Origin of the sequence: Enterobacter sp. JS8-1, assembly GCF_049187015.1 — a bacterium.
GTDB classification, from domain to species: domain Bacteria; phylum Pseudomonadota; class Gammaproteobacteria; order Enterobacterales; family Enterobacteriaceae; genus Enterobacter; species Enterobacter mori.
In genome coordinates this window covers 549,470-573,487 of record NZ_CP185805.1, presented here as the reverse complement: position 1 = coordinate 573,487, position 24,018 = coordinate 549,470, and the positions used below count along the sequence as shown (strand labels likewise).

Here is a 24,018-nt window from a genome sequence, read left to right as displayed (position 1 = left end):
ATCATCACCTGCACAGGAACACACTATGGCAACGTTTAAGGCAAAAGACGGCACGCAGATTTACTACAAAGATTGCGGCGCGGGCAAACCGGTTCTCTTCAGCCACGGCTGGCCGCTGGACGGCGACATGTGGGACAGCCAGCTGAACTATCTGGCCGAGCGCGGCTTCCGCGCCATCGCCTTCGACCGTCGCGGCTTTGGCCGCTCGGATCAGCCGTGGAATGGTTACGACTACGACACCTTTGCGTCCGACATTAACGACCTGATTACCACCCTGGACCTGCAGGACGTGACGCTGGTGGGCTTCTCCATGGGCGGCGGCGACGTGACCCGCTATATCAACAACTATGGCAGCGCGCGCGTCGCCGGTCTGGCGCTGCTGGGCGCGGTCACGCCGATCTTCGGCAAATCCGACTCCTTCCCGCAGGGTGTGGATCAGAGCGTGTTCGACGGCATTCGCGACGGGCTGCGTAAAGATCGCGCCCAGTTCATCAGCGACTTCGCCACTCCGTTCTACGGCATCAACGCCGGGCAGACCGTCTCTGCCGGTGCCCTGACCCAGACGCTGAACATCGCCCTGCTGGCGTCTTTGAAGGGCACCATCGACTGCGTGACCGCGTTCGGCGAAACCGACTTCCGCCCGGATATGGCGAAAATCGACGTGCCGACGCTGGTGATCCACGGCAGCAACGACCAGATCGTGCCGTTTGAAAGCACCGGCAAGCTGGCGGCGGAGATGATCAAAAACGCCACGCTGAAGGTGTACGACAACGCGCCGCACGGCTTCGCGCTGACCCACCAGGACCAGCTCAACGAAGATCTGCTGGCGTTTGTGAAGTCGCTGTAACTCTTTAAATGCGAAGCCTGATGGCGCTTCGCTTATCAGGCCTACAAGGGCTGGTCCTGTAGGCCGGGTAAGGCACAGCCGCCATCCGGCACTTTCGCAGACGCGTTGCGCTCCGCCAGCAGCCGACAAATCTCCGCGTGCTTCTCCTCGGTGAAGGTAAAGCGCGACATAAACACGATGCGGATCAGCGACCCAATCGCCGGCAGCAGGCAAATCCCGAAGAACAGCCCCGACAGCACGCCTTCACTCTGGATTTGCGCCTGCGGCACGTAGCCGATCATCGTCAGGAACACGCCGATTAACCCGCCGCCCACAGCCACCGACATCTTGCCGGTAAAGGTCTGCCCGGAGAAGGTGATCGCCGCGCAGCGCTTGTTCGTGTGGTACTCCGCGTACTCGATGGTGTCGGCAATCATCGACGAGGTGAGGATGTTAGTCATCATCACGAACAGCGTGCTCAGGCCGAGCAGAATAAACAGCATCGTCACCTGCTGATACCCGACAAACCACATCACCACGCGCACCGCCACGTCCAGCCCGCAGAGGATCATAAACAGCTTCCGCTTCTGCATTCGGCGCGTCAGCATCGGCGCGACCAGGCACAGCACCGCCGCCACAATTCCCATCACACCAATCGCCATTTGCAGGCTACCGTCGCCCAGGTTGTTGATAAAGAAGTAGATATACAGCCCGCCCGCCACGTTGTGGAACACGCAGAAGAAGAACGACAGCAGGACGATAAACAGCGGCTTGTTCTGGCGCAGGTTGTGGAAGGTGTCGCGGATGGTCACCTTCTCCGGGCTCGGCGGCACGCGCTCTTTGATCTGCATAAAGCCGTTGAGCATCAGCGGCAGGCCCACCAGCATCATCACCAGCGCCGCCATAAAGTAGCCTTTGTCATTGCTGTACTGGGCGAAGTAGGCCGCCAGCTTCGGGAAGAAGATGTTGGCGCAGGCAATCCCGGCGTTCACCCCGAGCATCGCCGCCGTCACCGCGCGGGTGCGCTGGGCGGAGTCGTTGGTCATCACCGACGACATCGACCAGAACGGGATATCGGAGATGGCGTACAGCGTCCCCCAGAGGATATACGTCACCCCGGCGTAGAGGATTTTGGTGGTCATGTCCGCTTCGATTTTATAGAACGACAGCAGCGTGACGCCGGTGATCAGCAGCGGCGCGATCAGCAAAAAGTGGCGAAACTTGCCGAACCGGCTGTTAATGGTATCCATAATGCTGGCAAACAGCGGATCGTGAACCGCGTCCCACGCGCGGGCAATCAGGAAGATGGTGCTCGCCGCCAGCGCAGAGATCCCCAGCACGTCGGTGTAAAAATAGTTAATAAACGAACCCACTAAACCAAAGCTAAAACACTGACCTAATCCATAACCAAAATAGGACCACAGCTCGCGAGACGGTATTTTCATTGTCGTTGCCATTGATATATGCCTGCCTGGTTGCCCGGCGGTCGGCCGCCGGGTCGATATTATTAGCCTTGTGCCTTCGGGGCGATCTTGCGCAGCTGCTGCATCAGGGCGATTTCACGGCGCGAGAACGGAATGCCGTTCTCCTCGAACACGTCGTGGAACCAGAGGCGGCAGTAGTCCGTGGACTCCTTCATCACCACCGGCCACGGCAGCCACGTCTGGGTTTTGCCGCGCACCAGCCCCCACTGGTACGGCGCGACCTTCGCCATGTACATCAGCGGAAGCTGCTCTTCGATGGTGCTGCCCACGTGGCGCGCCAGCCATTCGGTGCAGAACAGCGGGCGACCGAGCTGTTGCAGCTGCTGGATAATCGCCGTCATGCGCCCGGTGTGGGTGTAGGCGTGGAAGCTCACCACGTCCGAGAGCGCCAGCGCGGTCTGGTCCAGCGGATGCTGGAAGAACGTCTCGCCCTCCTCTTCCAGCGGCAGACGCCACGCGCAGACGGTGAGCGGCTGGGTCGGATCTTCTTCACGCACCCACTGGAACGCGAGCTTCATAAGCTTATGGGCGCAGGTCTCCAGCTTCGCGTCGTACTGCACCTCCTGCGTGCCGGTCGCGAAAATGCCGCGGTTGCCCGGCTCGTTGTAGAGATCCCACAGCAGCACGCGCCTATCGTCGCGGAACTGGCGGACAACGTCGCGGATATAGCGCTCAATCTGCGGCCAGCAGTCGGGATCGCACACCTTGTCGCGCCCCGGGCTCGCCGCCGCCTGGCTGTTGTGCTTGCCCGGCACCGGCGGCTTTTGCGGGCCGAGGTACGGCTCGTCGCCGGAGAAGCCGCAGTCGTCCATCAGGGTCAGCATGGTGCTGAAGCCGCGACCGTCGGCAATCGTCAAAAAGCGGTCGATGCGCGCCATCAGCCCGTCGCGGTCATGCTCCCAGACGATAAACGGCAGGTTGATGCGCAGGGTGTTGTAGCCTGCCTCCGCCGCCCAGCCCAGCTCGCGGTCAATCGTCTCGGCATCGAAGGTCTCTTCCTGCCAGATATCGGTCCAGTTCACCGCCGTCGACGGCAGATAGTTAAACCCGCACAGCCAGCCTTTTTGCTCATACCACGCCTGTGCCTGCTCCCTGCTCCACTGCTCTTTCATTACGCGTCCTCTTACTGATAATATTTAGCTAATAAATATTAGTTGCGGGATAAATGCGCAAATCACGGCGTTTAGAAAAGCGATGCCCCTCACAAAGTTCACGCTTCGATGAATGAGAAACGTGATCGACGGCTCTAAAGCATGCGGTTAGGGTATGATGCGAAGTCGCGAAAGGGAGAGGACGGATGAAGCGAAAAACGAAAGTGACGATGAACGATATTGCGCGGGCGGCGGGCGTGTCGCAGGCGACGGTATCGCTGGTGCTTAACCAGTCCCGCAACATCAAGCTCAGCGACGACACCCGACAGCGGGTGATTGGCGTCGCCACCGAGCTCGGCTACGACCGCCTCCCCGCCGTTCACGCCCCGCGCAACCAGGAAGAGATCGCCCTGCTGGTGAGCTCCATGCAGAGCTTCGACCCGTTTATCGACGCCATCAGCCAGGCGCGGGAAGCGGCGTGGCGCAACGAAACCTTGCTCACCGTCTACGATTACGGCGACGACATCGAGCTGGCGCTGAACATCATCCGCCAGCTGGAGAAGCGCAACTGCATCGGGATTATTCTCGCGTCTCCGGTCACCACGCTGGTCGACATGACGGCCTTCCAGGACTGCACCCGCATCCCGCTGGTGCTGCTCAACCAGCGCGACCCCGGCTCGCCGCTGCTGCCGTCGTTTATCCCGGACGACTACGCCAACGCCTTCCAGGTGACTAAACACCTCATCGCCTGCGGAGCCACGCGCATCGCCCACATTACCGGCGAGAGCTGGATGGAAGCCTCCCGCCAGCGCCTGGCGGGCTACCAGGCGGCATTACAGCAGGCCGGATTAGCGTGCAACGACGGCCTGGTGCGCCAGACCAACTGGCAGTTCAGCGAGTCCTTTACCGCGACGACCTCTCTGCTGGAACTGGCCGAGCGCCCGGACGCCATCTTCTGCGCCAGCGACTGGCTGGCGATTGGCTGCTATCAGGCGCTGGCGGTGAACGGCGTGCGCGTTCCGCAGGACATGCTGCTGGCGGGCTACGACGACCAGAAAATTTCCGAACAGCTCACCCCGCCGCTGACCAGTATCCAGCTGCCCTACAGCGAGCTGGGACGGCTGGCGGTGGAGTACCTGTGCAATCAGGAAGATGCCGCCACGCACGTGACGCTGGCGGGCAGGCTGAAGGTGCGCGCCTCAAGCCTCGTCTGAGGTAAACACCATGCCCGCATAGGGCTTCTCGCGACACGCCGCCAGCCGCGCGGCGAGGCTGCCCACGTGCAGCTCCAGCTTGTGCCCGTCCGGGTCGAGAAAGTAAAACGACGCCCCCTCGCTTTTATTCTGCTTCCAGATGGTGACACCCGCCTGCTTAAGCCTTTGCGAGAACGGTTCAAAATCCTCTTCCGCCACGGTAAACGCGTAGTGGGTGTAGTCGCTCTCCTGCGGCGGCACGTACTGGCGCGCCTCGTCGTACGACAGGCAGACCCACAGATCGCCACAGGAGAGATAGGCCCCGGTATTCCAGCGGGCGTGCAGCGTCAGCCCCAGCAGTTCGTGCCAGAAGGTGACGCTTTTTTGAAGGTCGCTGACCGCGAGGGTCAGATGGTTGAGAGATTGCAGCATGACGTGCCCTTTTGTTTTTCGCGCCGGACGTGATACGGTAAAAGCATGAACATAAACCACGCCGTGCTCACCGTAAACCGCTGGTGGCTGCCTTCTTAAAGGCGGCACGGAGTTGTTTTCCCCATTTTCAGATAGCCGCCGAAAGGCGGCTTTCACTTTTCTAAGACCCCTTTCGGCATTACAACGTTAAGGAGTCTTTATGAACACGCAAACCATCCTCACCGGCGATCGCCCAACCGGCCCGCTGCACCTCGGCCACTTCGTCGGATCGCTGCGCCAGCGCGTGGCGCTCCAGCACACCCACAACCAGTTTGTGCTGATTGCCGACCTGCAGGGGCTGACCGACAACGGCAGCAACCCGCAGAAAATTCGCGACAACATCCCCGAAGTGCTGGCCGACTACTTCGCCGCCGGCATCGACCCGAACCTGACCACCATCTGCCTGCAGTCCGCCCTGCCCGCCCTCGCCGAGCTGACGATGCTGTATATGAACATCGTCACCGTCGCCCGCGTGGAGCGTAACCCGACGGTGAAAAACGAGATTGCGCAGAAGGGCTTTGCTCGCTCGCTGCCGGTCGGGTTTATGGCCTACCCCATCAGCCAGGCGGCGGACATCACCGCGTTTAAGGCCGAGTGCGTGCCCGTCGGCGACGACCAACTGCCGATGATTGAGCAGACCAACGAGATTGTGCACAAGATGAACAGCCTGCTGCCTGCTCCGGTGCTGCGCCACTGCAAGGCGATGCTGAGCGACACCAGCCGCCTGCCCGGCATCGACGGCAGCGCCAAGATGTCGAAATCACTGGGCAACACGCTGCACCTTTCGGCCAGCGAAGAGACCATTCATCGCGCGGTGAGCGCCATGTACACCGACCCGAACCACCTGAAGGTGAGCGACCCGGGGCAGATTGAGGGGAACGTGGTGTTTACGTACCTCGACGCGTTTCATCCGGACAAGGACAAGGTGGCGGCGATGAAGGCGCATTACCAGGCGGGCGGGCTGGGTGACCGGGTTTGCAAGAACGAACTGGAGGCGTGCCTGCAGGAGCTGATTGCGCCGATGCGGGAGCTGAGGGCGATGTATATGCGGGACAAGGGGGAGCTGATGGCGATGCTGAAGCGCGGGACGGAACGGGCGCAGGGGGTGACGCAGGAGTCGTTGAGGGAGGTGAAGGTTGGGCTGGGGGTGCCGGTGTTTTAAAATAACGTCATGCAGCGTATGTATTCAAATAATACATGCGCTGCATAATATTATTTATCGGCAATTCAGCGAATATTACAGTTATAATTAACAGGAACCATTACTATCCCTTCTTTAAAAGATGACCAATATCAATCTGGATATTTATTTCGGATTTTAGCCCGGTTTATTAACCACTTTATGTATATTCGCCATACAGTCTAAAACCTAGCATTGCTGCATTTACTCTTCTGCCCCTACAAGGAATTGTCATGCAGCTTTATACCAATGAATTCACCGCTGAGTTAAAAGCGGAAATAGATCGTTCGCCTTTTTCCGATGAAGAACTGGCCTCCATGCCTGAGGACGCGCGCGCCATCATTGCCGAACAGGAAGCCTTTCATCGACAACATCCCGTCACCGCCATCTGGCGGATTGCCACGGCTGGCAGCCAGACCCGACTGGGCGGCGTTGTTCTTCCCGTCGAACGTGAAGCCACAATGCTCATGGACGATGGGAGTTACACCAGCGTGATTGTCGAAGGAGACTGTGTGGCCTATCCGGATGGAACGCTCGCCACGATTATGACCTCATCAGGAACCGCGTTTACCTGGAAAGGACACGGCGTTGCCCTGGTAGGTAGCCTGCTTGATAACGATGACGAGATTATCAGCACACCGCTCGGCAGTACTTATCTGGTCACCCGCGAAGGTATTTCACCTCATGAGGACTTCTTAACCTGGCCCGGAGAATAGGCCATGGGCTACCGTTCCACGAACTATGGCCGCGGTCAGGCGCTGCACGGCGACAGAACGACCACCGGCGCAATATGCTGCACCACCCTGCCCAACTGCACCGAGCACGGTCGCGGCGTTATCCGCGTTGGCGATAAAACCACGGCATGCCCTAAATGTGGCAAGCAGGGCGTTGTTGCAGACGGCGAACCTCGCGTTAACTGGATGGGACAAACCTCAGCCGTCGATGGTTCTGTCGTCATTTGTGGCTGCCCGCACGGAACCAACCGCGTGATCGCCCCATCGGGAGAGTGGCTCGGATCCGGTCCCTCTCCTGAACAGATCGCACAGGAAAAGCATCAGGCCATGCTCGCAGCACGCCGAAAAGAGCAAGAGGCCGAAGCGCAGCGACAAGCAGAAGAACGCGATCGCAACCGGGTCTTTGCGAAATCCTGCCTGCGCGGTGAAGGCTGTAACGATGCAGGCACTGGAAGTGAGCCGCACACCAACTTCGCCGAGATGGCATTTTACCAGGCCATGCCCAACAATGCCCCGCAACACGCCCAGGCGGCAAAGCGTAAGGCGCTCCCAAAACAAAAGCAACGCAGCGCGCTTTATCTCTGGTGGAATGGGCATCACGAGGAGATGGACTATCAGGCTGCCGTTGCAGCCGAAGAAAGAGCCTGGACCGCGCGGAACGCGATAGCCGATGCCAGCGAACTCGCACTGGTTAGCGGGCGTACTGTCATTTCCGGCACATGGGCCGTGCGCGGCGCTGCACTTGGCGAGATAGTCACGGGAGGCCTTGGTGCACCTGTCGCAGGGCTGCTGATAGGGATGTATCCCGGCAAGCTGAACGACGGAGAGCAGGATTTTATCGACAGGATGCGCGCCGAACAGATGCGGGAAGCCCCTACCCGCGTTCGCTTCACCTGGGAGAACGATGCCAGCGGTAACCCGACACCGCGAGGCTGGCATACGCCGCCGGGCAAGGACAGCGTGCGCGTTCGCAGGATGGAGCGGGATAGCCGACGCCAGGCGTACACCTTTACTACCGAAGAAGACCCCGGTATCACCCTCATCTGGACACCGGACCGCACCGGAGACAGTAAGCCGTGGGATACGGGCAATCAGAACCCGGTACGGATACCGAACCCGGTTGTGGTTGATCCGCTGCCGGAGGATACAGGGATTGGTGTGACGACCAGCCCGACACCGGAAGAGAAGACGTTTGCGGATTATATTCTGATTTTGCCGGTGGGCGGGGTGCCGCCGATTTATGTCTTTATCCGCCACAATCCCGGACAGGTCACAGGCAAGGGACAGAAGATTAGCGGCATTTGGTTATCTGATGCGAATACGGGGAATGGGTCTCCTATTCCAAGCCAGATAGCGGATCGATTACGTGGGCAGACATTTACGGACTTTGACCAGTTTCGTAAGGCATTCTGGCTGGAGGTATCGAGGGATCCGGGATTGCTTGAACAATTCAACCGAGGGAATATTGGTAACATCAAGGTAGGGAAAGCACCGTCACCACGAGAAAATGAGCAGGTAGGCGGTAAAGTGAAATATGAGATTCACCACATAAAACCTATAGTTGAGGGTGGTGAAGTATATGACATTGATAATATGGGGATAGTGACCCCTAAACGTCATATTGAAATTCATCGAGGGGGCATAAATTGAAAACGATAAGTGATTATACAGAATACGAGTTCCTAAATTTTGTAAGAAAATTGTTTGATGTCACTGCCACCAACGAAGCTGAAGATATAAAGAATATCCTCGAGTTCAAACGATTGACTGAGCACCCTGATGGTTCCGATCTTATTTACTATCCACGAGAAGATAGAGAAGACAGTCCCGAAGGCGTTGTCCAGGAAGTAAAGGAGTGGCGTCGGGAAAATGGTAAACCCGGTTTCAAACCATAGCAAAGATAATCACGCTTTCTGGACCAGTACTCTACTTCACACCTTATCGAATAGCGGGTGACTGTTAAGTTCCGGAAAGCCAATTGAAACTAACGAATACGGAATATTTTGTAAATGGAACCTACTCTCGCACAAGTTATTGAGGTCGTACGTGAATCCTCTGGGATACATCGTAAACCTATTGATAGTAACACCTGGATTGAGGCCGATTTGCATATTTGCGGTATGGATGGCGAAGACCTACTGGAAGACTGCGAAGAAGCTTTTGGCGTTCAGCTAGCCACGGAAGAAGATGGCTATATGAAAACGTTCTCTCTTGCTGAGAACGAGTATCTGTTTACGGGTGAAGGCATAGATTTCTTTGGTATCTGTCGGTTTATACGCTGGGTACGTGGCATACCCGAACCTGTGATACGCGATTTAACCGTTGGCGAACTTCACGCTGTGCTGGTTAACGCGGTGAAAGAACGAGTGCAACACGATTAAGGAATGATATAAATCGAAGCGATGTAGAATAATTTTATCCTGGCGCCTCAGAATTAACGAGTGTGGTGCCGGGTGCCTCCCGGTGAGCAAAGCCCGCATAATGACGTTAACCCATAAATTATGCCCCACCGCACAGGGAGATTCACCACAATAAAAAGTATAAGAAAAAGAGCGCAAGAAAAAAGAGGTTCAAAGAGTGGATAACACGTCGGTTATTTAACTACTTTGCCAAATAAGCTCCAGCAACTTCCGCTTATCATTACAGCCCCCCTTTATTATCCCCGCAAATATCGCAATAAATGCCACCTTATTAACCCATCAATAAGTTGATGTATTTTGGTTTTATGCCAGGCTTTTTGAGCGAATAATAATGCCTGACTCTGGGGCAATTTCCCTTTCAGCGTGATGATGAATAAGGACGATGATATGAACACCCTACACGCATTCCCCTGGCAGCAGGTTGTCAGCGCTCAGGGCTACACGGCGGAATCAAAAGACCGTGTAACCCACTTTAGCGACACGCTGTTCTGTATCGACGGCAGCGGCACCATTGTCGATATTATACAGGGTGACGATGGCGCGTTCAGGCCCGTGCGAGACGCGGCCCGCAAGGCAGGCAAGCTGACCGAACTCTCTTCAGACCAGTACCTGCTGCCGGGCCTGATCGATCTCCATGTTCATGCCCCTCAGTGGCCGCAGATGGGCAAGGCTCTGGATAAGCCGCTTGCAGAGTGGCTGAATGACTATACGTTTCCGCTGGAGGCAAAATACGCCGACATCGCCTTTGCCCGCCGCAACTACACGGAACTGGTCAATGCGCTGTTGGCGAACGGCACCACCACCGCCGTCTACTTCGCCACTCTACACACCGAAAGCAGCATGGAGCTGGCCCGTATTTGTCTGGCGCAGGGTCAGCGGGCGCTGGTTGGCCGGGTGGCGATGGATGACCCCTCCCAGTGCCCTGACTACTACCGGGATGAAAGCGCGGAGACAGCCATCGCCGGGACCCGCGCATTTATTCACGCGGTTGCACAGCTCCCCGGCAATACGGCAAAACGCGTGCTGCCGGTTATCACCCCACGGTTTATTCCGTCCTGTACGGATGCGCTTCTGGAAGGCCTGGGCAAGCTTGCCACTGAAACAGGCTGCCACGTGCAGACCCACTGCTCGGAAAGCGACTGGGAACATGCTTACGTTAAGCAGCGTTTGGGTAAAACGGATACCACGGCGCTGCGGGATTTTGGCCTGCTGACCAGAAAGACCGTACTCGCGCATTCAAACCACATCGAAGATGACGATGCCAACCTGATCAAGCAAACTCAGGCTGGCGTCGCGCACTGTCCTCTGTCCAACTTCTACTTTGCCAATGCGGTCTTCCCCCTGCGCGCTATGCTGGACCGCGGGCTTAACGTCGGCTTAGGGACCGATATTGCGGGCGGGCATAGCCCTTCGGTATTTGATGCCTGCCGCCACGCCATGACCGCCAGTAAAGCCCTGAATGATGGCGTCGATGCCCGTATCGCCGCGGAACAGCGCGGCAGACCCGGCTCGGCAATCAGCTTCCGGGAAGCGTTCTGGCTGGCGACCGGCGGCGCAGGAGAGGTGCTTGACCTGCGTGTGGGCAAGCTGGCGGTCGGCTACCAGTTCGATGCCATTGTGATCGATACCCGGGCCGCCGGAAGCGATATTTATATCGATACGGCTGAAGACGCGCCGGAAGACAGGTTGCAGAAAATTATCTATAACGCCAGACGCAATAATATCAGCCGCGTCTGGGTGGATGGCAAATCCGTCAATATTCAGTAGCGCACCTGCACAATAATTCCCCCTGAGAAAACACCTGTATTTTCTCAGGGGAATTAAATTACTTTATATAACCCTCTCTTTTCATTCAGAACCGTTTTTTGCCAAAGCAAATTAACTCAGATTTATCTTAAAAGGCAAATACTCAAACCCAGGCATGACCTGTTTTTAGCAAAATAACACCCATCAATTCGTGATTTTTATATTTGCCGTCAATGACAACCAATTCTACGCTGTCTACGTCACACGGTCTCGTACCGTTGATTTCAGATAACTATTATCACGCCGGGAATAATTAAGCCCCGCTGAAATACGAAACACTGACATCCGAAGGGAGATAGAACATGTCTACAAAAAGCGCATGGTCTGGCGCCATTGATTCAACAAAAGAACAAGGTATCAATACCGGTCTGAAGGTCAACAAAGGCGATAAGATCACCATTATCGCTACGGGTCTGATCAAATATGGTAAGGAAGAGCACGCATGGGCTTATCCGGGCGGCAATATCGGTAAAGGCGGACAAAAAAAGGATATTGCCATCCTCAAGGCGCGTTTTAGCGAATCTGGCAAAAACTATGATATCGGTACCGGCGTATATCAACTGGCTGCACCGGAAAGCGGCGAGCTGAGATTATTCATTAGCGATTCATCCCACAGTGATAATACCGGTTCATTCCAGGCGGATGTTTATCTTGGGAGTGATGAAGAGCTCGCAACACAAGACCCCGTTCAGTGGAAAGGCCACATTCCTGCAACCAGCAGTGAATGGGTGAAGACCGGGATCACCGTCCGCCAGGGCGATAGTATTCTGCTGGTTGCTGCGGGTCAGGCCCAGTATGACAGCCGCGGGCGCACCTTTGGACCGGATGGCGACAGCCAGCATCCTTCCGCTAAGGCACCTGACCCGACCTTTGTTCTGCCGGGTGCCATTGCAGGCGCGCTGTTGATTAAAATTGGCGATCAAATCCATTCAATCGGTTCCGGCGGCAAGCCGTGGAAAGCCCCAGCAGAAGGTGAAATCGCCTTCATTTTTAACGATACCAACAAGGCATCGGAATATGCCAATAACACGGGCGGTTATGACGTGAATCTGATCGTCACGCGCTAAAGAGATGCAGGGTGAAATTCATTTTCACCCTGCGGTCTATGTTCAGGCGTTACGCTTAATGACCGGTATATCACCGGTATCATTCAACGCCCCAGGAAACGTTTTTAACCACTGTGCTATTTTCTGTTTATTTATATTCACCACACTCATACCTTCCAGACATCCCCATAATTCTCTTGTATGCTGTGGCGTAATCACGATGCAGTCTTTCATGGCGCGGATTTTTACGGGCATGCCGTTGATAAAGCCCGCACGGGTTAACCATTCGCCGCCCAAAAGAAGATATTTCATATCAATGCGCGCATACAGTTCGCAACAGGCGGCACTGTCTTGCGGCGTCTCCGCACGGGGATGGACGGGTGCCGTGTTGGTCTGGTTGCCGTGCAGGCGGCGGGCGCTGTTTTTGCGTACCAGCTCGCGGTTTTCAATCATGCCGGTGAAAGCGTCTGATTCTGTTTTGCAAACAGTAAACTCTGGCTTAAAATTCGTCGCAGCCATTTTCAACTCCTCTATAGTTGGTTGTGGTTAGCGGTATGGGGGTGTTGCAGCACCTTCATATCGCGAATTCCTCATTAAATATTCTTCGATACTTCCTTTGCCGTTCGGCGTAATTTCTGGTGCTCATTATACAGAGCTGAATATAAATACAGCGGTTTGGCGTGGGGTAAATTTGGAATTTGCGAGGGGGATTCAGAAAATAGAGTTCTGTGCGGTAAGGTCATGTTTTTGTTGATTGCGGGTTGATTGGTCTGGATTTTGCGAGCATCATCGCAATTATTTACCTTCTTCCGTAACGCGATGGCTTTCAGCAAAACTCTCGAACAGGCAATTGCCGACATCACTATCTGGCGCAAAGGCGAACAGCGTGCGCCGCATAAGCCTTTATTGCTTCTGTACGTGCTGGCGAACTATCAGCAGGGGCATGCGAGGCTTTTTGATTATGGAACCGAGGTCCACGAGCAGCTGCTTAGCCTGTTAGAACGCTTTGGCCCACAGAGGAAGGCGCATTACCCAAATATGCCCTTCTGGCGGCTCAAAGGGGACGGTTTTTGGGATCTGAAGAATACTGAGTTCTGTTCGACCACTGGCAGTAAGCAACCGCCTGTTAAAGAACTTGTGGAACATAACGTCGCAGGCGGGTTTGATGAAGAACACTTTGCGCTGCTGAATAAGAACAAAAATCTGATCGGCTCGCTGGCGCAGCAGATTCTTGAAGCGCACTTTCCTGAAAGCATTCAGGAAGAGATCGCGGATGAGATGGGTTTTGATATTCAACAGATCCGTAAGGTTCGCGATCCGCTGTTCCGCCAGCAGGTGCTGCGAGCTTATAACTATGAGTGTGCAATCTGCGGGTTTAACATGCGACATGATAACGCCTCTGTTGGACTTGAAGCCGCGCATATCAAGTGGAAGCAGTTTGGCGGACCGTGTGAGATCTCGAGCGGGCTGGCGCTGTGTGCTTACATCATTACCTGTAAAGTGGAGAAAACAATAATCAATGCTAAGGTTGTTACGAACAGTAAGAAAGAATAAACTAAAAAAACCACGGCTCATATCATATTTTTTAAAATCATCTTGTTATGAGCCGGGCTGATTATTCGCCCGAGTGGCTTTTAATGATATTAGGAGACTCAGTTAAAAAGTCTTTACTTAGAGTAAACACATAGCACTCTTCATTATTCTTCCTTAAATACATTTTGCCATTTAATATTTCACCACAATCAGAAATAAATGCTGCATCAGCCAGCAAAGACATTCGCTCAACATAATCAATGGAATATGCCATTAAAAAATAGGGAAATATTAACACAGTCACAATATGAATAGAAAAATCCCCCCACTTTATAAAGCACGTATTATTTAGTTTTTCCACACCACCCGGTACAAGCATCAAAAATTGTCCTGCAAATATCTTCAGTGTACTATAAGCCATTGAAAAAAGGAAAATCAATACAACAACAATAAACAATGAGATTGGGATCGCAAGTATTGTTGGTGAAAATTTTAAGTACTCCTCTTCGATCCCCATATGTACGCTTAAATATTTAAGCGATAGAATGTAAGATATAAAAAGAATAATAACCCTGTAAAAATTAATAACTCATGAATTTTTAATAATGATAATGAATTTCTCTCTATCAGGATAAACATGACACAAAGAATAGACGTAGAATAATCCTATAGCAATGTACTCATGCTGTATATACATGAGTCCCAGTAACAACATTTAAAACAAAAAATCTTGCAGTTTATATTTCATTTAATTTCACTTTAAATATTGAAAGACAATTCAACTAGACAAAGCCAAAACACCCTATAATGAATCCTGACTCAGTCCATTTCACAAAAACATTACTCCAGTTCAGTACATATTAAAACTCTCTTTTCATCCTATCCTGTAACAGTTGAGAGGTTCATGTGGAGTGATATTTACTCAGAGAGACATTCACAACAGATTATATATTACTTCGAAGAAAAGAATAAAATATGTTTCTGGAAGCATTGAGTCTATCCCTGACTATTCCGTTCCTGCGGCGTTTCCCATTTCAGCAACCGCTCAACTGCCGTATCCACTGATAAGTGATGGCGGGCCAGTTGCAAACGCTCCATTACCAGTGCCTTCTTTTGCCCATCCAACATTGCCACATCCAGCTCAGCTTCACGGAAAACTATTCCATACGTTTGTTTTCAGCCCACTGGGCCATAATCGCTTCAGTTCAGTAATACTGGCTTTGCGCGAGCGAAGACCAAAGGCCAGGCTGTCGGCGTAGAGGACGACACCGATAAACGGGTGGACGATCTCAGCAAATCCACGGGCGGGGATACGCAATGAAACGGCTGATACTGTCCGGCTCCCTGCTGCTGGTCTGCATGGCAATGATGTTTTATCTGGCTGCTGACAATACCGCAGCGACCTGCTGCCCAGGCGCATAATGCTGTACGGTGTGATTTGTGGTGTGGGCTGGCATCTGTATGACCGCTTGCCGCCACATCGTCCGGCAATCCGCCGTATCGCGCTGATATTTATCGTACTGATTGTACTCAACGAAATCATGCCGGAGGTGTTCCGGTGACGACCAACAGCTATCTGGAATACTTTCTGACGCTGCTCGGCTGGGTGGTCAATAACGGGCTGTGGAATGCGATCAGCGCGACCGGATTATTCGCCCTGCCGCTGCTGATTAAGCTGCTGGCGCTGTGGTTACAGGCCAGAAGTCAGGGGGCGGATGAAGGCGACAAAGCCGCGCTGTCCCTGATATGGACCGAGCACCTGATGTACACCTCGTTGCTGGTCATTATGTTCACCTGCATGCCTATGTTGAACATCGACCTCGATACCATCAAATATGACACCACTCGCTCAAAACAGTGTGGCATGTCGGTGCCACAGCCCGCCGATACCGGCTATCAGCCAATTATTAACTCGCTGGGCGGTAAAACCGCCGCCGTCCCGGTCTGGTGGTATTTTATTCATGTGATCAGCAAAAGCATCACCAGCGCAACAGTTGCCACCCTGCCCTGCCAGCCCGATCTACGTCAGATCCGCTTTGAGGTGCAGCACACCCGGATTAAGGATCCAGCGCTGGCACAGGAACTGCGGGATTTCGTTGAGGAGTGTTATGCCCCTTCCCGCGCCCGTCTGAAATTTCGAGCCGGAGAACTGGACGATGAAACCAGTGACGATACGGCCTGGCTGGGATCATCGTACTTTCTCAACACGGCTGGTTACTACGATACCGACCATGCACTTTCACCACACAGTAACTGGCCGTATAGCACATCACGCGATGCCGGGCTGGCCGATACGGGCGCGGGCGGCTACCCTACCTGCAAACAGTGGTGGGCCGACGACACCGTTGGGCTGAAAGCCCGTCTACTACTACTCCCGGTCCCGGATATCTGGACGGCGTTTAAAAAGATCGGCCGTCACAGGCACTATATGAAGAGGCCGTACTGCGCTCGCTGGTCAGTGAACGCAATATGCAGGTATCACAAAACGGACGTGTTTATCCCGGTTATGGTGGCAATGCGATGGCACCGTCGCCAATGCCGCCACCCGGCTGGTATCCAGCGCTGGGAATATCCTCGGTAGCATAGCGGCGTTCCCGGCATTCGACAGCGTGCGCCAGGCGCTGCCCATGATGCAGGCGCTGTTGCAAATGGCGCTGGTGATCTGTATTCCTCTGGTCACGCTCTGCTCGGCGTGGGATGTAAAGGTGGTAATGACGCTGACGTTTGTACAGTTCGCGCTGTTCTTCCTCACCTTCTGGTGTGAACTGGCACGGTGGCTCGATAGCTGGCTGCTGGATGTGCTCTACAGCAGCGATACCCACAGTAGCTGGAATCTGGCCGGGATCCAGAATACGCAGGATGATGTAATTATTAACTTGGTGATGGGGTCAATGTTTCTGGTGCTTCCAACATTCTGGCTGGGTGCGATGACGTGGGCGGGAGTGAGGGTTGGCGTGGCGGTGAATGGGGCGCTGGCGGGTGGAGTTAAGAGGGCGCAGGATAGCGGGGGGAAGGCTGGGGGGATGATTGGGAAATGATAGTAAAACAATCACTGAACAATTTTATTGGGCAACTATAATCCTCATTCTAATAATAAGCATCCACATGAAAGATATAAATATATTGAGATAAGATCGTCAGAAAGAAAATAATAATCATCTATCATCAAAGGGGCATGAGGATATGCTCCGAACCTTGATTTAGGATGAAATGTTTTTATCCTATCATCATAATATTCACCGAAAAACCTTTCAGTTTCTGGGGAATTGAATTTTTCCGAGATGAATATAGCCGCATCTTTTGATGATGGGTTAGATACCCCCTCCTCTTTCAGTTTTTCTAATATCAGATTAAAAGAAGCATCTAACGATATAAACAAAGAGTAAATAGCCTCCTCCATAAAATAAGCATGAGCTGCTAGCATTCTACTTCGCAGTAAAGTTGATAAGCCCCTTATCAAAACAAAGTTATTCTCATCAAGAGACTCCATCACTTTTTTCTGAATTTCAACATCGAACCCTTTCTCTCTGAGATCATATTTCTTACCATTATTTGCCACTGGCGGAAGCGGGACACCTCTATCACTTTGATGATTGAATGGATGCCAACCATTTATTCCTGTAGATGCATTTATGGCTTTAATTAACTCCTTTGCGATATCAAACAAATGGTTAGACACACATCCATTAATACTCACATAATGGCAAGTTGAAAAAGGATAAATGACTGAATGACTATCTAATCTATTCACACATAACATAACAGAGGAATATAGCTTTATCTCATTAGCAGAAGCCCACTCCATCTCAGAATAATAACCATCATCTTCAAAAGAAATTTCGGAAGCTAAAGGAGAGATCGAAAAACACAGCTCCTCGCTAACAAAAAGTGCAGAATTTTCCGTAGCAAAGATTTTGTTTGGGTAGACACCCAGAGGAGATAATAAGCGCACCTGATGAGTGTGACTATCGTTTTTTCGGTAAGTAAACATCAATCCCACTTTAATCTCACTTTTCGAAAACTAACCATTAATTTTTAACAACAACATCAGACGGGCAAATAGGTTCTTCTTAATGGAACCAACAGCTTGGTCTCAATATCTATCTGCTCGTAGTTTTCTACAAGAGCGCGAACCAAATCGTCAAGTGTCCAGAGAGTTAATGGGATCGTTGATCGATCAGCCTCATAGCGTGCATCTTTGCTAAAACCGCCAGTGCTGACATACAGCCCGCGATCGTCTTTATGTCGGCCCCCAATAAAGCTTCGAATCTGCTGGCTTCCCATCTGCTCGCGGCGATGCTTCACTTCAACAATAATACGGGGATTTTCAAAACCAAACCCATCCGGGGAAGCAATAATATCTTTACCCCGATCTGCACCAGCTGTCGAAACCTGAGTTTTATAACCCATGCTACGCAATACGCCTGCGACCAGATTCTGCATCTCATCCCAGTCAAGGCGGTTAATCCGGTCTTTGATACCTTCGAAAGCAATCATTTCCATATCACGCAGGGGATTGGAAACGACCTCTTCTTCATCAAGAGATTCTGTAGGTTGTGTCACAACAGCAACTGTTGTTTTTTTCCCCTGTAACAGCTCAGTGACAGCATAATCAGGAAGCTGAAAAACGGTCAGTGTAGAACCCAATGTATTTTTCGTGGCTGTGCCCAAATTGTCGCGTTCAATCTCCTGTTCATTCCATTTTACTTGTCGGGCAATACCCATGCCATCGTCAAGCCACTCTTGGTGGTACTCAAAATCTGAGACCACTTTGCCTAAAAGATAAGTACGATTGGCTGGCGAATAGGTAATGACCCAATCACCTTTTTGGATTTCGTTCACAAATCGCCAGATCTGAGAGGTACCGGAGCGCGCTGAACCTAATTTAATCTGGGGTTCCAGCTCCTGATACATGGCCAGCAACTGAGAGCGGGATAGCCCTGGTTTTACGTGCGGTGCAAACTGTGACCATCCGATCGCGACAACTTGTTTATCACGAAAATCGTCGTAAAGTTTGCCGCCATCACCACGGATCATCCACATTTTATCTTGCATGATGAATCTACCAACTTTAATTAATAGTTATAAATCATTGCGTTACTTAACAACCCACTCAAGCAAACCTAAGTCCACATAGTGAGCTAATTATAAACATATCCGCAGACAACAACCTGAACAAAATCAGGTTTTAAGGTATCATAACACCCAAGTTTAATCGAAGGACAAGGTACCATTATGCCATTTCTGGACTGGGTCAATAAAAATCAAGCCAAAGCCGTAAGTACTTCTGTGCCTTACCATTTGCTGCAAAAAGAAGCAGAATTCGGTACGCCGTCGAAAGACAATATGATCATACAAGGGGATAATCTACTGGCACTACGCGCCTTAATGCCTCTTTATGCGGGTCAGGTGAAGTGCATTTTTATTGACCCTCCATACAATACCCAATCCGCTTTTGAGCACTATGACGATAAGCTGGAACATAGTCAGTGGCTATCGATGATGTATCCTCGATTGGTGTTGCTTCGTGATCTACTGGCAAAAGAAGGGAGTATTTGGATCACGATAGACGATCGTGAAGCTCATTACATAAAAGTACTGATGGATGAAATTTTTGGCAGAAATTGCTTTGTTGCAAGTTGTGTATGGCAAAAACGTTATTCTCGGGAAAACAGAGAAGCTATCGGCGATGTTCATGATTACATTCTTGTATATGCAAAAAATCCGTCCATATTTAAGGCTCAAAGAAATCTTGTTCCGATGACAGAGGCCCAAGCTAAAGTGTATCGAAACCCCAATAATGATCCTCGTGGACGTTGGCGCCCTATTCCAATGACGGCTCAAGCAGGTCATGCAACAGCGGAACAATTTTATGATGTAATTACACCATCAGGTAAAATTCATACTCCCCCTCCAGGTAGGTGTTGGGGGATTGCAGAGGCTACCTATAAAAAATATCTTGCTGAAGGGCGTATTTATTTTGGTAAAAATGGCGATTCTCAACCAAATATAATTCGCTATTTATCTGAAGTCCCTGGTGTTGCACCTTGGACATGGTGGCCATCTGACGAAGTGGGTCATACTGATGAATCTAAGAAAGAAGCAAATATTCTTTTTGGTGGCGATATTAGTTTTGGAACACCAAAACCAGAACGCCTAATTCAACGGATTTTGCATATTGCTTCCAACACTGGAGATTTAGTTTTAGATTCTTTCTTAGGCTCTGGAACCACCGCAGCTGTCGCTCACAAAATGAACCGCCACTACATCGGTATTGAAATGGGAGATCATGCCAAAACACACTGTCTCCCACGTTTGCAAAAAGTAGTTGAAGGAGATCAGGGGGGAATATCCCAAAGCGTGGAATGGCAAGGTGGGGGCGGTTTTAGTTTTTATACATTAAACCCAGAACCTGTATTCCAACCAAATGGCCAAATTCGGCCCGATATCAAATTTGCACCTTTGGCTGCATATATTTGGCATCACGAAACGGGTGTTGGCGCTCTCCAGGCCATGGATAAACCATACCTTGGATCTCATAATGATACAGCCTATTACTTACTTTATAACGGCATACTTGGCGATCGTCGCCCGAACGGTGGAAATGTATTAACACGTGCATTGCTGACATGGTTACTCGAAACATTCCCTCATGATGGTCCTAAGATAATCTACGGCGAAACTAGCCGGATAGGTCCTGAACGTCTGGCACAAGCCAACGTTACTTTTAAACAAATTCCTTATGACATTATCTTGCGCTAACGGAGTGAACAATGAGTTTTAATCTCAAACATTATCAGGCTCGTGCGCTCGAAGCTTTGGCTCAATTTTTCAGCCAGTTAAGCACACACGCAGATTTGCATAAAGTATGGCGTGAACAACCCCTTCAGGAGCAGTACCAGGTTCGTGGTGAACCCCTACTCCCCTATCAAGATACTGCATTCGGTGAAGTACCCTGTGTATGTTTACGGCTTCCTACTGGTGGCGGGAAAACGCTACTTGCCGCTCATGTGATTGGTGAAATTGCTCAACATTATACCTTTACCGATGCCCCTGTCGCTTTATGGTTAGTCCCTTCTGACGCCATCCGGGAACAAACGCTAAAAGCGTTAATGAATAAACAGCATCCTTATCGTCAATCATTAGATCAACGTTTTAACGATAAAGTCAGAGTCTGTGATCTGGAAAGTCTGGTTACAGTTGGTCCACATGAAGTTGGAACTCATGCAATTATCATCGTTGCAACAATACAGGCATTTCGTGTTGCAGATACCACTCAACGTAATGTTTATTCTTTCGATGAATCACTCGTCCATCATTTTGATGACGTCACCACGGCTAAGCTCCCTGCATTAGACATAGTGAAAGAATCAGATCTGTCAGCACAACCTTTTTTGACCCAGGCAGATCTCGGGAAAATTAAAGCATCTCTGGCAAACTGGCTACATCTGCATAATCCAATAATCATCGTTGATGAAGCACATAATAGTCGGACACAAAACAGTTTCGAAACTCTCAAGCGTTTCAATCCTTCAGCTATTGTTGAACTAACGGCAACCCCAGTTAAAGGTTCCAATGTGCTCTACCACGTCAGTGCGCAAGAGCTGAAAAATGAAGAGATGATCAAGCTACCTATCATGCTCATGGAGCATGTTACCGGGTGGCAAGACGCGGTACGTGATGCCATTCTCACACAGAGAAAATTGGAATTACTCGCTCAGAAAGAACCAGATTACCTGCGACCCATTGTGTTGTTCCAAGCTGAACCTAAAGGTAAGCCAATCACTGTTGAAGTGTTAGCTGCACACCTGGAAGAAGTAGAAAAAATACCTAAAGAGCAGATTGCAATTGCCACTGGCTCGCAGAAAGAACTGGATGGAGTCAATTTGTTCGATCCTGCATGCCCAGTGCGCTATGTTGTCACCGTTGAAGCACTTAAGGAAGGATGGGATTGTTCGTTTGCATATGTATTGTGCAGTATGCAGGAGTCCCGCAGCGCCAAAGATGTGGAGCAACTACTGGGGCGGGTTTTACGAATGCCTTACGCTAAATCCCGCCAGAATCCAGAACTCAATCAAGCATACGCTCATATTACGGCTCATAGCTTTGGTGAAGCATTACACCGTATCCAGGACAATCTGGTCAACAATATGGGCTTTGATCCCCTAGAAGCAGCAATGGTACTGCAATCAAGAACACCTGCTGTACCAGAGCTCTTTAATCAGGATCAAACAGGAAGTGGTAGGGTTCCAGCACTTAAACCAACAAGCAGCGTTCCGGTTCCTGTTCTGCCAGACACGCCAGTACCCGTTTCGCTCCAGCAAAAAATTGAAATTCGTCCGACTCAGGCTGGGGCAACAATATTAGTAGATGGCGAGATAACCCAAGAAATTGAAGATTTCATATTGACAGGTGTGCCCAAAAAGCACCAAGCATTGGTCAAACAAAAAATTGAACAAGAAAAAGCACGCTTTGATGCTGAAACCAGCCCAAGTGCAAGAGGTATCCCTTTTGGCCAATTACCCCTGTTATGCTGGCGAGATCATGACGATACTTGTATTGTCGATGCTGCTTTGCTTGAAGAGATCAGCCAATTCAGCTTGCTAACTGATGCAATCGAGCTTCCTTACTTCTCGATTAATGAACAAGCAAGATCATGGCTACTTGATATGGAAAAAGGAAAGCTGGCATCGGCGTTTGTATCTGTTTCACAAATGGCTCTTGATGGTGTTAATTCAAAAATAACAGAAGCCGATCTGACTGGGTGGTTAGATTCTCAGTTACGCCAACCCAATATTTTTCAGAGAGATATGCAAGCATATTTATCTAAAATGTTGGACTATTTAATTAATACGTCAAAAATATCACTTACAGCTTTAATCCGTGGTAAATATCAGCTTGTTGATGCTTTGTATAATGATATTGTCGCACGTAAAAAACGTGCTGGAGAAAAGGGTTTTCAACAACTTTTACCTGATATGGTTACAGCAGAACATCAGGATGGGATGGATTATTTTTTCACTTTCAAACCAAACTATTATGCTGGTCGACCGCCGTTCTATCAGGGTACTTATCGCTTTCAAAAGCACTATTATGGTAGTGCTCAAATCCATGACCTCCGCGAGAAAACAGCTGCTGGTAAACCAACCGAAGAATTTCTTTGTGCTCAGGCCATTGATATTCATCCAAAAATTAAACATTGGGTGCGCAACGTCGAGAAAGAACCTCGTTTGTCGTTTAAATTACCCATCGCAGGGGGCTATTTCTACCCTGACTTTGTTTGCGAACTAGAAGATAACCGGTTACTCGTTGTGGAATATAAAGGACAACATTTGCAGGATAGTACAGATACCAGAGAGAAAGCTGCCGTCGGGGCACAATGGGAATTAACAAGCCAAGGCAGGTGCCTGTTCCTGATGGCAACACTTGATGACAAAGGTGCTGATGTTTCAGCTCAGATAGATCGAAAAATAAAACAATAATGACTTACCGCCCCGTCAATATATTTACTTGACGGGGCATGCTCTGTATTATGTATTTTTGTAAATTATTATAACAACAGTAAATTACCTTTCAATATGTCCCACAACTACATGTTAAAAAGACCACACTGTTTGATGTGGATTATTTAATTGAGATCAGTTTTACCATTAGAAAAATTTCGTAAAATTATTGGTGCTGAAGCACCAATATGGATTGCGATAATTTCGTTCAGTTTAAGATTTAATATACTTTCATAAAAATATACTAATGCAACACCAATAAGTATCATAACCAGTGTACTTATCCAATAGAATCGAGATGTTAGCCAAGCAGGTCTGCTGTTTTTTTCGACACATCTTAAATTATATATTCCTACCATCTCAGGGATAAGACCACCAATAAGGCCATATATAAGTAGCGACATATTATAATTCCTAATTAAGCATTATTTTTATCGTGATTTAGTGCTTTGAAAGCAACCCATATGTCGCCAAGAAATGATTTCCTTTTCTTTAGCACATAAAGATCAGAGCCATCAGGTGCTGGAATAACTGACTTTCTTACTTTAGGCGAATGCACTAAGACTTCATTTACATCAGATTCAGATAGTTTTGTTTGTTTCGCTATACCTTTAGCACTTCTATATAGCCATTTCGGATTTCCCATTTCTCTGATAACTAACTCTTCGATATCAGAATTTTTATTCTGCATTATTAATAATTTATTTGACGTATCTTTCATATTCATTATC

Annotated in this window: 20 protein-coding genes and 3 pseudogenes; 14 read left to right on the top strand and 9 right to left on the bottom strand. The window is 50.4% G+C overall.

The genetic code is table 11. From position 1 onward, the window contains the following. Positions 1–25 precede the first annotated feature (25 nt). Positions 26–847 (top strand): alpha/beta fold hydrolase, encoded by an 822-nt coding sequence (locus tag ACOQH0_RS02770; protein ID WP_023293378.1) that lies wholly within the window; start codon positions 26–28, stop codon positions 845–847. Between the two features lie 41 nt (positions 848–888). Here ACOQH0_RS02770 and ACOQH0_RS02765 read toward each other — a convergent pair whose 3' ends face one another. Continuing rightward, positions 889–2,283 (bottom strand): MFS transporter, encoded by a 1,395-nt coding sequence (locus ACOQH0_RS02765; RefSeq protein WP_421511481.1) that lies wholly within the window; start codon positions 2,281–2,283, stop codon positions 889–891. Positions 2,284–2,333: 50 nt separating this feature from the next. Further along, positions 2,334–3,422, bottom strand: coding sequence for a cellulase family glycosylhydrolase (locus ACOQH0_RS02760; RefSeq protein ID WP_421511480.1), 1,089 nt, complete (start codon positions 3,420–3,422; stop codon positions 2,334–2,336). A gap of 185 nt (positions 3,423–3,607) precedes the next feature. On the opposite strand from ACOQH0_RS02760, the gene ACOQH0_RS02755 reads away from it, so the two are divergent. Further along, the gene (locus tag ACOQH0_RS02755; RefSeq protein WP_421511479.1) at positions 3,608–4,615 is read left to right on the top strand and encodes a LacI family DNA-binding transcriptional regulator; all 1,008 of its coding nucleotides are present in this window, start codon (positions 3,608–3,610) and stop codon (positions 4,613–4,615) included. On the opposite strand, the gene fosA is transcribed toward ACOQH0_RS02755, so the two are convergent. Further along, positions 4,601–5,026, bottom strand: coding sequence for a FosA/FosA2 family fosfomycin resistance glutathione transferase (gene fosA, locus ACOQH0_RS02750; protein ID WP_421511478.1), 426 nt, complete (start codon positions 5,024–5,026; stop codon positions 4,601–4,603). The two genes, ACOQH0_RS02755 and fosA, sit on opposite strands and share 15 nt — an antisense overlap. A 199-nt stretch (positions 5,027–5,225) precedes the next feature. Here fosA and trpS point away from each other — a divergent pair, with 199 nt between their 5' ends. The 7 genes from trpS (at position 5,226) to ACOQH0_RS02715 (ending at position 12,272) form a co-directional block, all read left to right on the top strand. After that, positions 5,226–6,227 carry a tryptophan--tRNA ligase gene (gene trpS, locus ACOQH0_RS02745; RefSeq protein WP_421511477.1) on the top strand — a complete coding sequence of 334 codons (1,002 nt, stop codon included), beginning with the start codon at positions 5,226–5,228 and terminating at the stop codon, positions 6,225–6,227. Positions 6,228–6,478: 251 nt separating this feature from the next. After that, positions 6,479–6,961 carry a hypothetical protein gene (locus tag ACOQH0_RS02740; RefSeq protein WP_421511475.1) on the top strand — a complete coding sequence of 161 codons (483 nt, stop codon included), beginning with the start codon at positions 6,479–6,481 and terminating at the stop codon, positions 6,959–6,961. 3 nt (positions 6,962–6,964) lie between these two features. Beyond that, entirely contained in the window at positions 6,965–8,629 is a 1,665-nt protein-coding gene (locus ACOQH0_RS02735) for an S-type pyocin domain-containing protein (protein WP_421511474.1), read from the top strand. Continuing rightward, positions 8,626–8,874 (top strand): bacteriocin immunity protein, encoded by a 249-nt coding sequence (locus ACOQH0_RS02730; protein WP_421511473.1) that lies wholly within the window; start codon positions 8,626–8,628, stop codon positions 8,872–8,874. Before ACOQH0_RS02735 ends, ACOQH0_RS02730 begins: the two co-directional genes overlap by 4 nt. A gap of 114 nt (positions 8,875–8,988) precedes the next feature. Continuing rightward, positions 8,989–9,360: a hypothetical protein gene (locus ACOQH0_RS02725; RefSeq protein ID WP_421511472.1), complete on the top strand. Its 372-nt coding sequence runs from the start codon at positions 8,989–8,991 to the stop codon at positions 9,358–9,360. 426 nt (positions 9,361–9,786) lie between these two features. Then, positions 9,787–11,166: a guanine deaminase gene (guaD, locus tag ACOQH0_RS02720; protein ID WP_421511471.1), complete on the top strand. Its 1,380-nt coding sequence runs from the start codon at positions 9,787–9,789 to the stop codon at positions 11,164–11,166. A gap of 341 nt (positions 11,167–11,507) precedes the next feature. Next, the gene (locus ACOQH0_RS02715; protein ID WP_421511470.1) at positions 11,508–12,272 is read left to right on the top strand and encodes a LecA/PA-IL family lectin; all 765 of its coding nucleotides are present in this window, start codon (positions 11,508–11,510) and stop codon (positions 12,270–12,272) included. Positions 12,273–12,314: 42 nt separating this feature from the next. Here the strand turns inward: ACOQH0_RS02715 and ACOQH0_RS02710 are convergent, their stop codons facing one another. After that, positions 12,315–12,770: a SymE family type I addiction module toxin gene (locus tag ACOQH0_RS02710; RefSeq protein ID WP_421512320.1), complete on the bottom strand. Its 456-nt coding sequence runs from the start codon at positions 12,768–12,770 to the stop codon at positions 12,315–12,317. A gap of 300 nt (positions 12,771–13,070) precedes the next feature. Here ACOQH0_RS02710 and ACOQH0_RS02705 point away from each other — a divergent pair. Further along, positions 13,071–13,733: pseudogene (locus ACOQH0_RS02705) on the top strand (phosphorothioated DNA-binding restriction endonuclease); the annotation flags it as partial. Between the two features lie 133 nt (positions 13,734–13,866). On the opposite strand, the gene ACOQH0_RS02700 reads toward ACOQH0_RS02705, so the two are convergent. Next, the gene (locus ACOQH0_RS02700) at positions 13,867–14,301 is read right to left on the bottom strand and encodes a hypothetical protein (RefSeq protein ID WP_421511469.1); all 435 of its coding nucleotides are present in this window, start codon (positions 14,299–14,301) and stop codon (positions 13,867–13,869) included. An 800-nt stretch (positions 14,302–15,101) separates the two neighbouring features. On the opposite strand from ACOQH0_RS02700, the pseudogene ACOQH0_RS02695 reads away from it, so the two are divergent. Together ACOQH0_RS02695 and ACOQH0_RS02690 are read left to right on the top strand one after the other, a co-directional pair. Beyond that, positions 15,102–15,346: pseudogene (locus tag ACOQH0_RS02695) on the top strand (hypothetical protein). Then, positions 15,343–16,822: pseudogene (locus ACOQH0_RS02690) on the top strand (conjugal transfer protein TraG N-terminal domain-containing protein). The pseudogenes ACOQH0_RS02695 and ACOQH0_RS02690 overlap by 4 nt, the downstream one beginning before the upstream one ends. 44 nt (positions 16,823–16,866) lie before the next feature. On the opposite strand, the gene ACOQH0_RS02685 reads toward ACOQH0_RS02690, so the two are convergent. Both ACOQH0_RS02685 and ACOQH0_RS02680 read right to left on the bottom strand, forming a co-directional pair. Beyond that, positions 16,867–17,775: a hypothetical protein gene (locus ACOQH0_RS02685; protein ID WP_421511467.1), complete on the bottom strand. Its 909-nt coding sequence runs from the start codon at positions 17,773–17,775 to the stop codon at positions 16,867–16,869. Between the two features lie 56 nt (positions 17,776–17,831). Next, positions 17,832–18,839: a restriction endonuclease gene (locus ACOQH0_RS02680; RefSeq protein ID WP_421511466.1), complete on the bottom strand. Its 1,008-nt coding sequence runs from the start codon at positions 18,837–18,839 to the stop codon at positions 17,832–17,834. 180 nt (positions 18,840–19,019) lie between these two features. On the opposite strand from ACOQH0_RS02680, the gene ACOQH0_RS02675 reads away from it, so the two are divergent. Together ACOQH0_RS02675 and ACOQH0_RS02670 are read left to right on the top strand one after the other, a co-directional pair. Further along, the gene (locus tag ACOQH0_RS02675) at positions 19,020–20,546 is read left to right on the top strand and encodes a site-specific DNA-methyltransferase (RefSeq protein ID WP_421511465.1); all 1,527 of its coding nucleotides are present in this window, start codon (positions 19,020–19,022) and stop codon (positions 20,544–20,546) included. Between the two features lie 11 nt (positions 20,547–20,557). After that, positions 20,558–23,266 (top strand): DEAD/DEAH box helicase, encoded by a 2,709-nt coding sequence (locus tag ACOQH0_RS02670; RefSeq protein ID WP_421511464.1) that lies wholly within the window; start codon positions 20,558–20,560, stop codon positions 23,264–23,266. 146 nt (positions 23,267–23,412) lie between these two features. Here ACOQH0_RS02670 and ACOQH0_RS02665 read toward each other — a convergent pair whose 3' ends face one another. Together ACOQH0_RS02665 and ACOQH0_RS02660 are read right to left on the bottom strand one after the other, a co-directional pair. After that, a complete protein-coding gene (locus ACOQH0_RS02665) occupies positions 23,413–23,691 on the bottom strand; it encodes a hypothetical protein (RefSeq protein ID WP_421511462.1) in 279 nt (92 codons plus the stop codon). Positions 23,692–23,705: 14 nt separating this feature from the next. Beyond that, positions 23,706–24,008: a hypothetical protein gene (locus ACOQH0_RS02660; RefSeq protein ID WP_421511461.1), complete on the bottom strand. Its 303-nt coding sequence runs from the start codon at positions 24,006–24,008 to the stop codon at positions 23,706–23,708. Between the last annotated feature and the right edge of the window lie 10 nt (positions 24,009–24,018).

Bases quoted from the DNA above. Each gene is read 5' to 3' on its own strand.
- ACOQH0_RS02700 (WP_421511469.1), bottom strand. From the start codon at position 14,301: ATGGGGATCGAAGAGGAGTACTTAAAATTTTCACCAACAATACTTGCG.
- ACOQH0_RS02770 (WP_023293378.1), top strand. From the start codon at position 26: ATGGCAACGTTTAAGGCAAAAGACGGCACGCAGATTTACTACAAAGAT.
- ACOQH0_RS02670 (WP_421511464.1), top strand. From the start codon at position 20,558: ATGAGTTTTAATCTCAAACATTATCAGGCTCGTGCGCTCGAAGCTTTG.
- ACOQH0_RS02715 (WP_421511470.1), top strand. From the start codon at position 11,508: ATGTCTACAAAAAGCGCATGGTCTGGCGCCATTGATTCAACAAAAGAA.
- ACOQH0_RS02675 (WP_421511465.1), top strand. From the start codon at position 19,020: ATGCCATTTCTGGACTGGGTCAATAAAAATCAAGCCAAAGCCGTAAGT.
- ACOQH0_RS02765 (WP_421511481.1), bottom strand. From the start codon at position 2,283: ATGGCAACGACAATGAAAATACCGTCTCGCGAGCTGTGGTCCTATTTT.
- fosA (WP_421511478.1), bottom strand. From the start codon at position 5,026: ATGCTGCAATCTCTCAACCATCTGACCCTCGCGGTCAGCGACCTTCAA.
- ACOQH0_RS02685 (WP_421511467.1), bottom strand. From the start codon at position 17,775: ATGTTTACTTACCGAAAAAACGATAGTCACACTCATCAGGTGCGCTTA.
- ACOQH0_RS02735 (WP_421511474.1), top strand. From the start codon at position 6,965: ATGGGCTACCGTTCCACGAACTATGGCCGCGGTCAGGCGCTGCACGGC.
- ACOQH0_RS02680 (WP_421511466.1), bottom strand. From the start codon at position 18,839: ATGCAAGATAAAATGTGGATGATCCGTGGTGATGGCGGCAAACTTTAC.
- ACOQH0_RS02725 (WP_421511472.1), top strand. From the start codon at position 8,989: ATGGAACCTACTCTCGCACAAGTTATTGAGGTCGTACGTGAATCCTCT.
- ACOQH0_RS02740 (WP_421511475.1), top strand. From the start codon at position 6,479: ATGCAGCTTTATACCAATGAATTCACCGCTGAGTTAAAAGCGGAAATA.
- ACOQH0_RS02760 (WP_421511480.1), bottom strand. From the start codon at position 3,422: ATGAAAGAGCAGTGGAGCAGGGAGCAGGCACAGGCGTGGTATGAGCAA.
- ACOQH0_RS02660 (WP_421511461.1), bottom strand. From the start codon at position 24,008: ATGAAAGATACGTCAAATAAATTATTAATAATGCAGAATAAAAATTCT.
- trpS (WP_421511477.1), top strand. From the start codon at position 5,226: ATGAACACGCAAACCATCCTCACCGGCGATCGCCCAACCGGCCCGCTG.
- ACOQH0_RS02755 (WP_421511479.1), top strand. From the start codon at position 3,608: ATGAAGCGAAAAACGAAAGTGACGATGAACGATATTGCGCGGGCGGCG.
- ACOQH0_RS02710 (WP_421512320.1), bottom strand. From the start codon at position 12,770: ATGGCTGCGACGAATTTTAAGCCAGAGTTTACTGTTTGCAAAACAGAA.
- guaD (WP_421511471.1), top strand. From the start codon at position 9,787: ATGAACACCCTACACGCATTCCCCTGGCAGCAGGTTGTCAGCGCTCAG.
- ACOQH0_RS02665 (WP_421511462.1), bottom strand. From the start codon at position 23,691: ATGTCGCTACTTATATATGGCCTTATTGGTGGTCTTATCCCTGAGATG.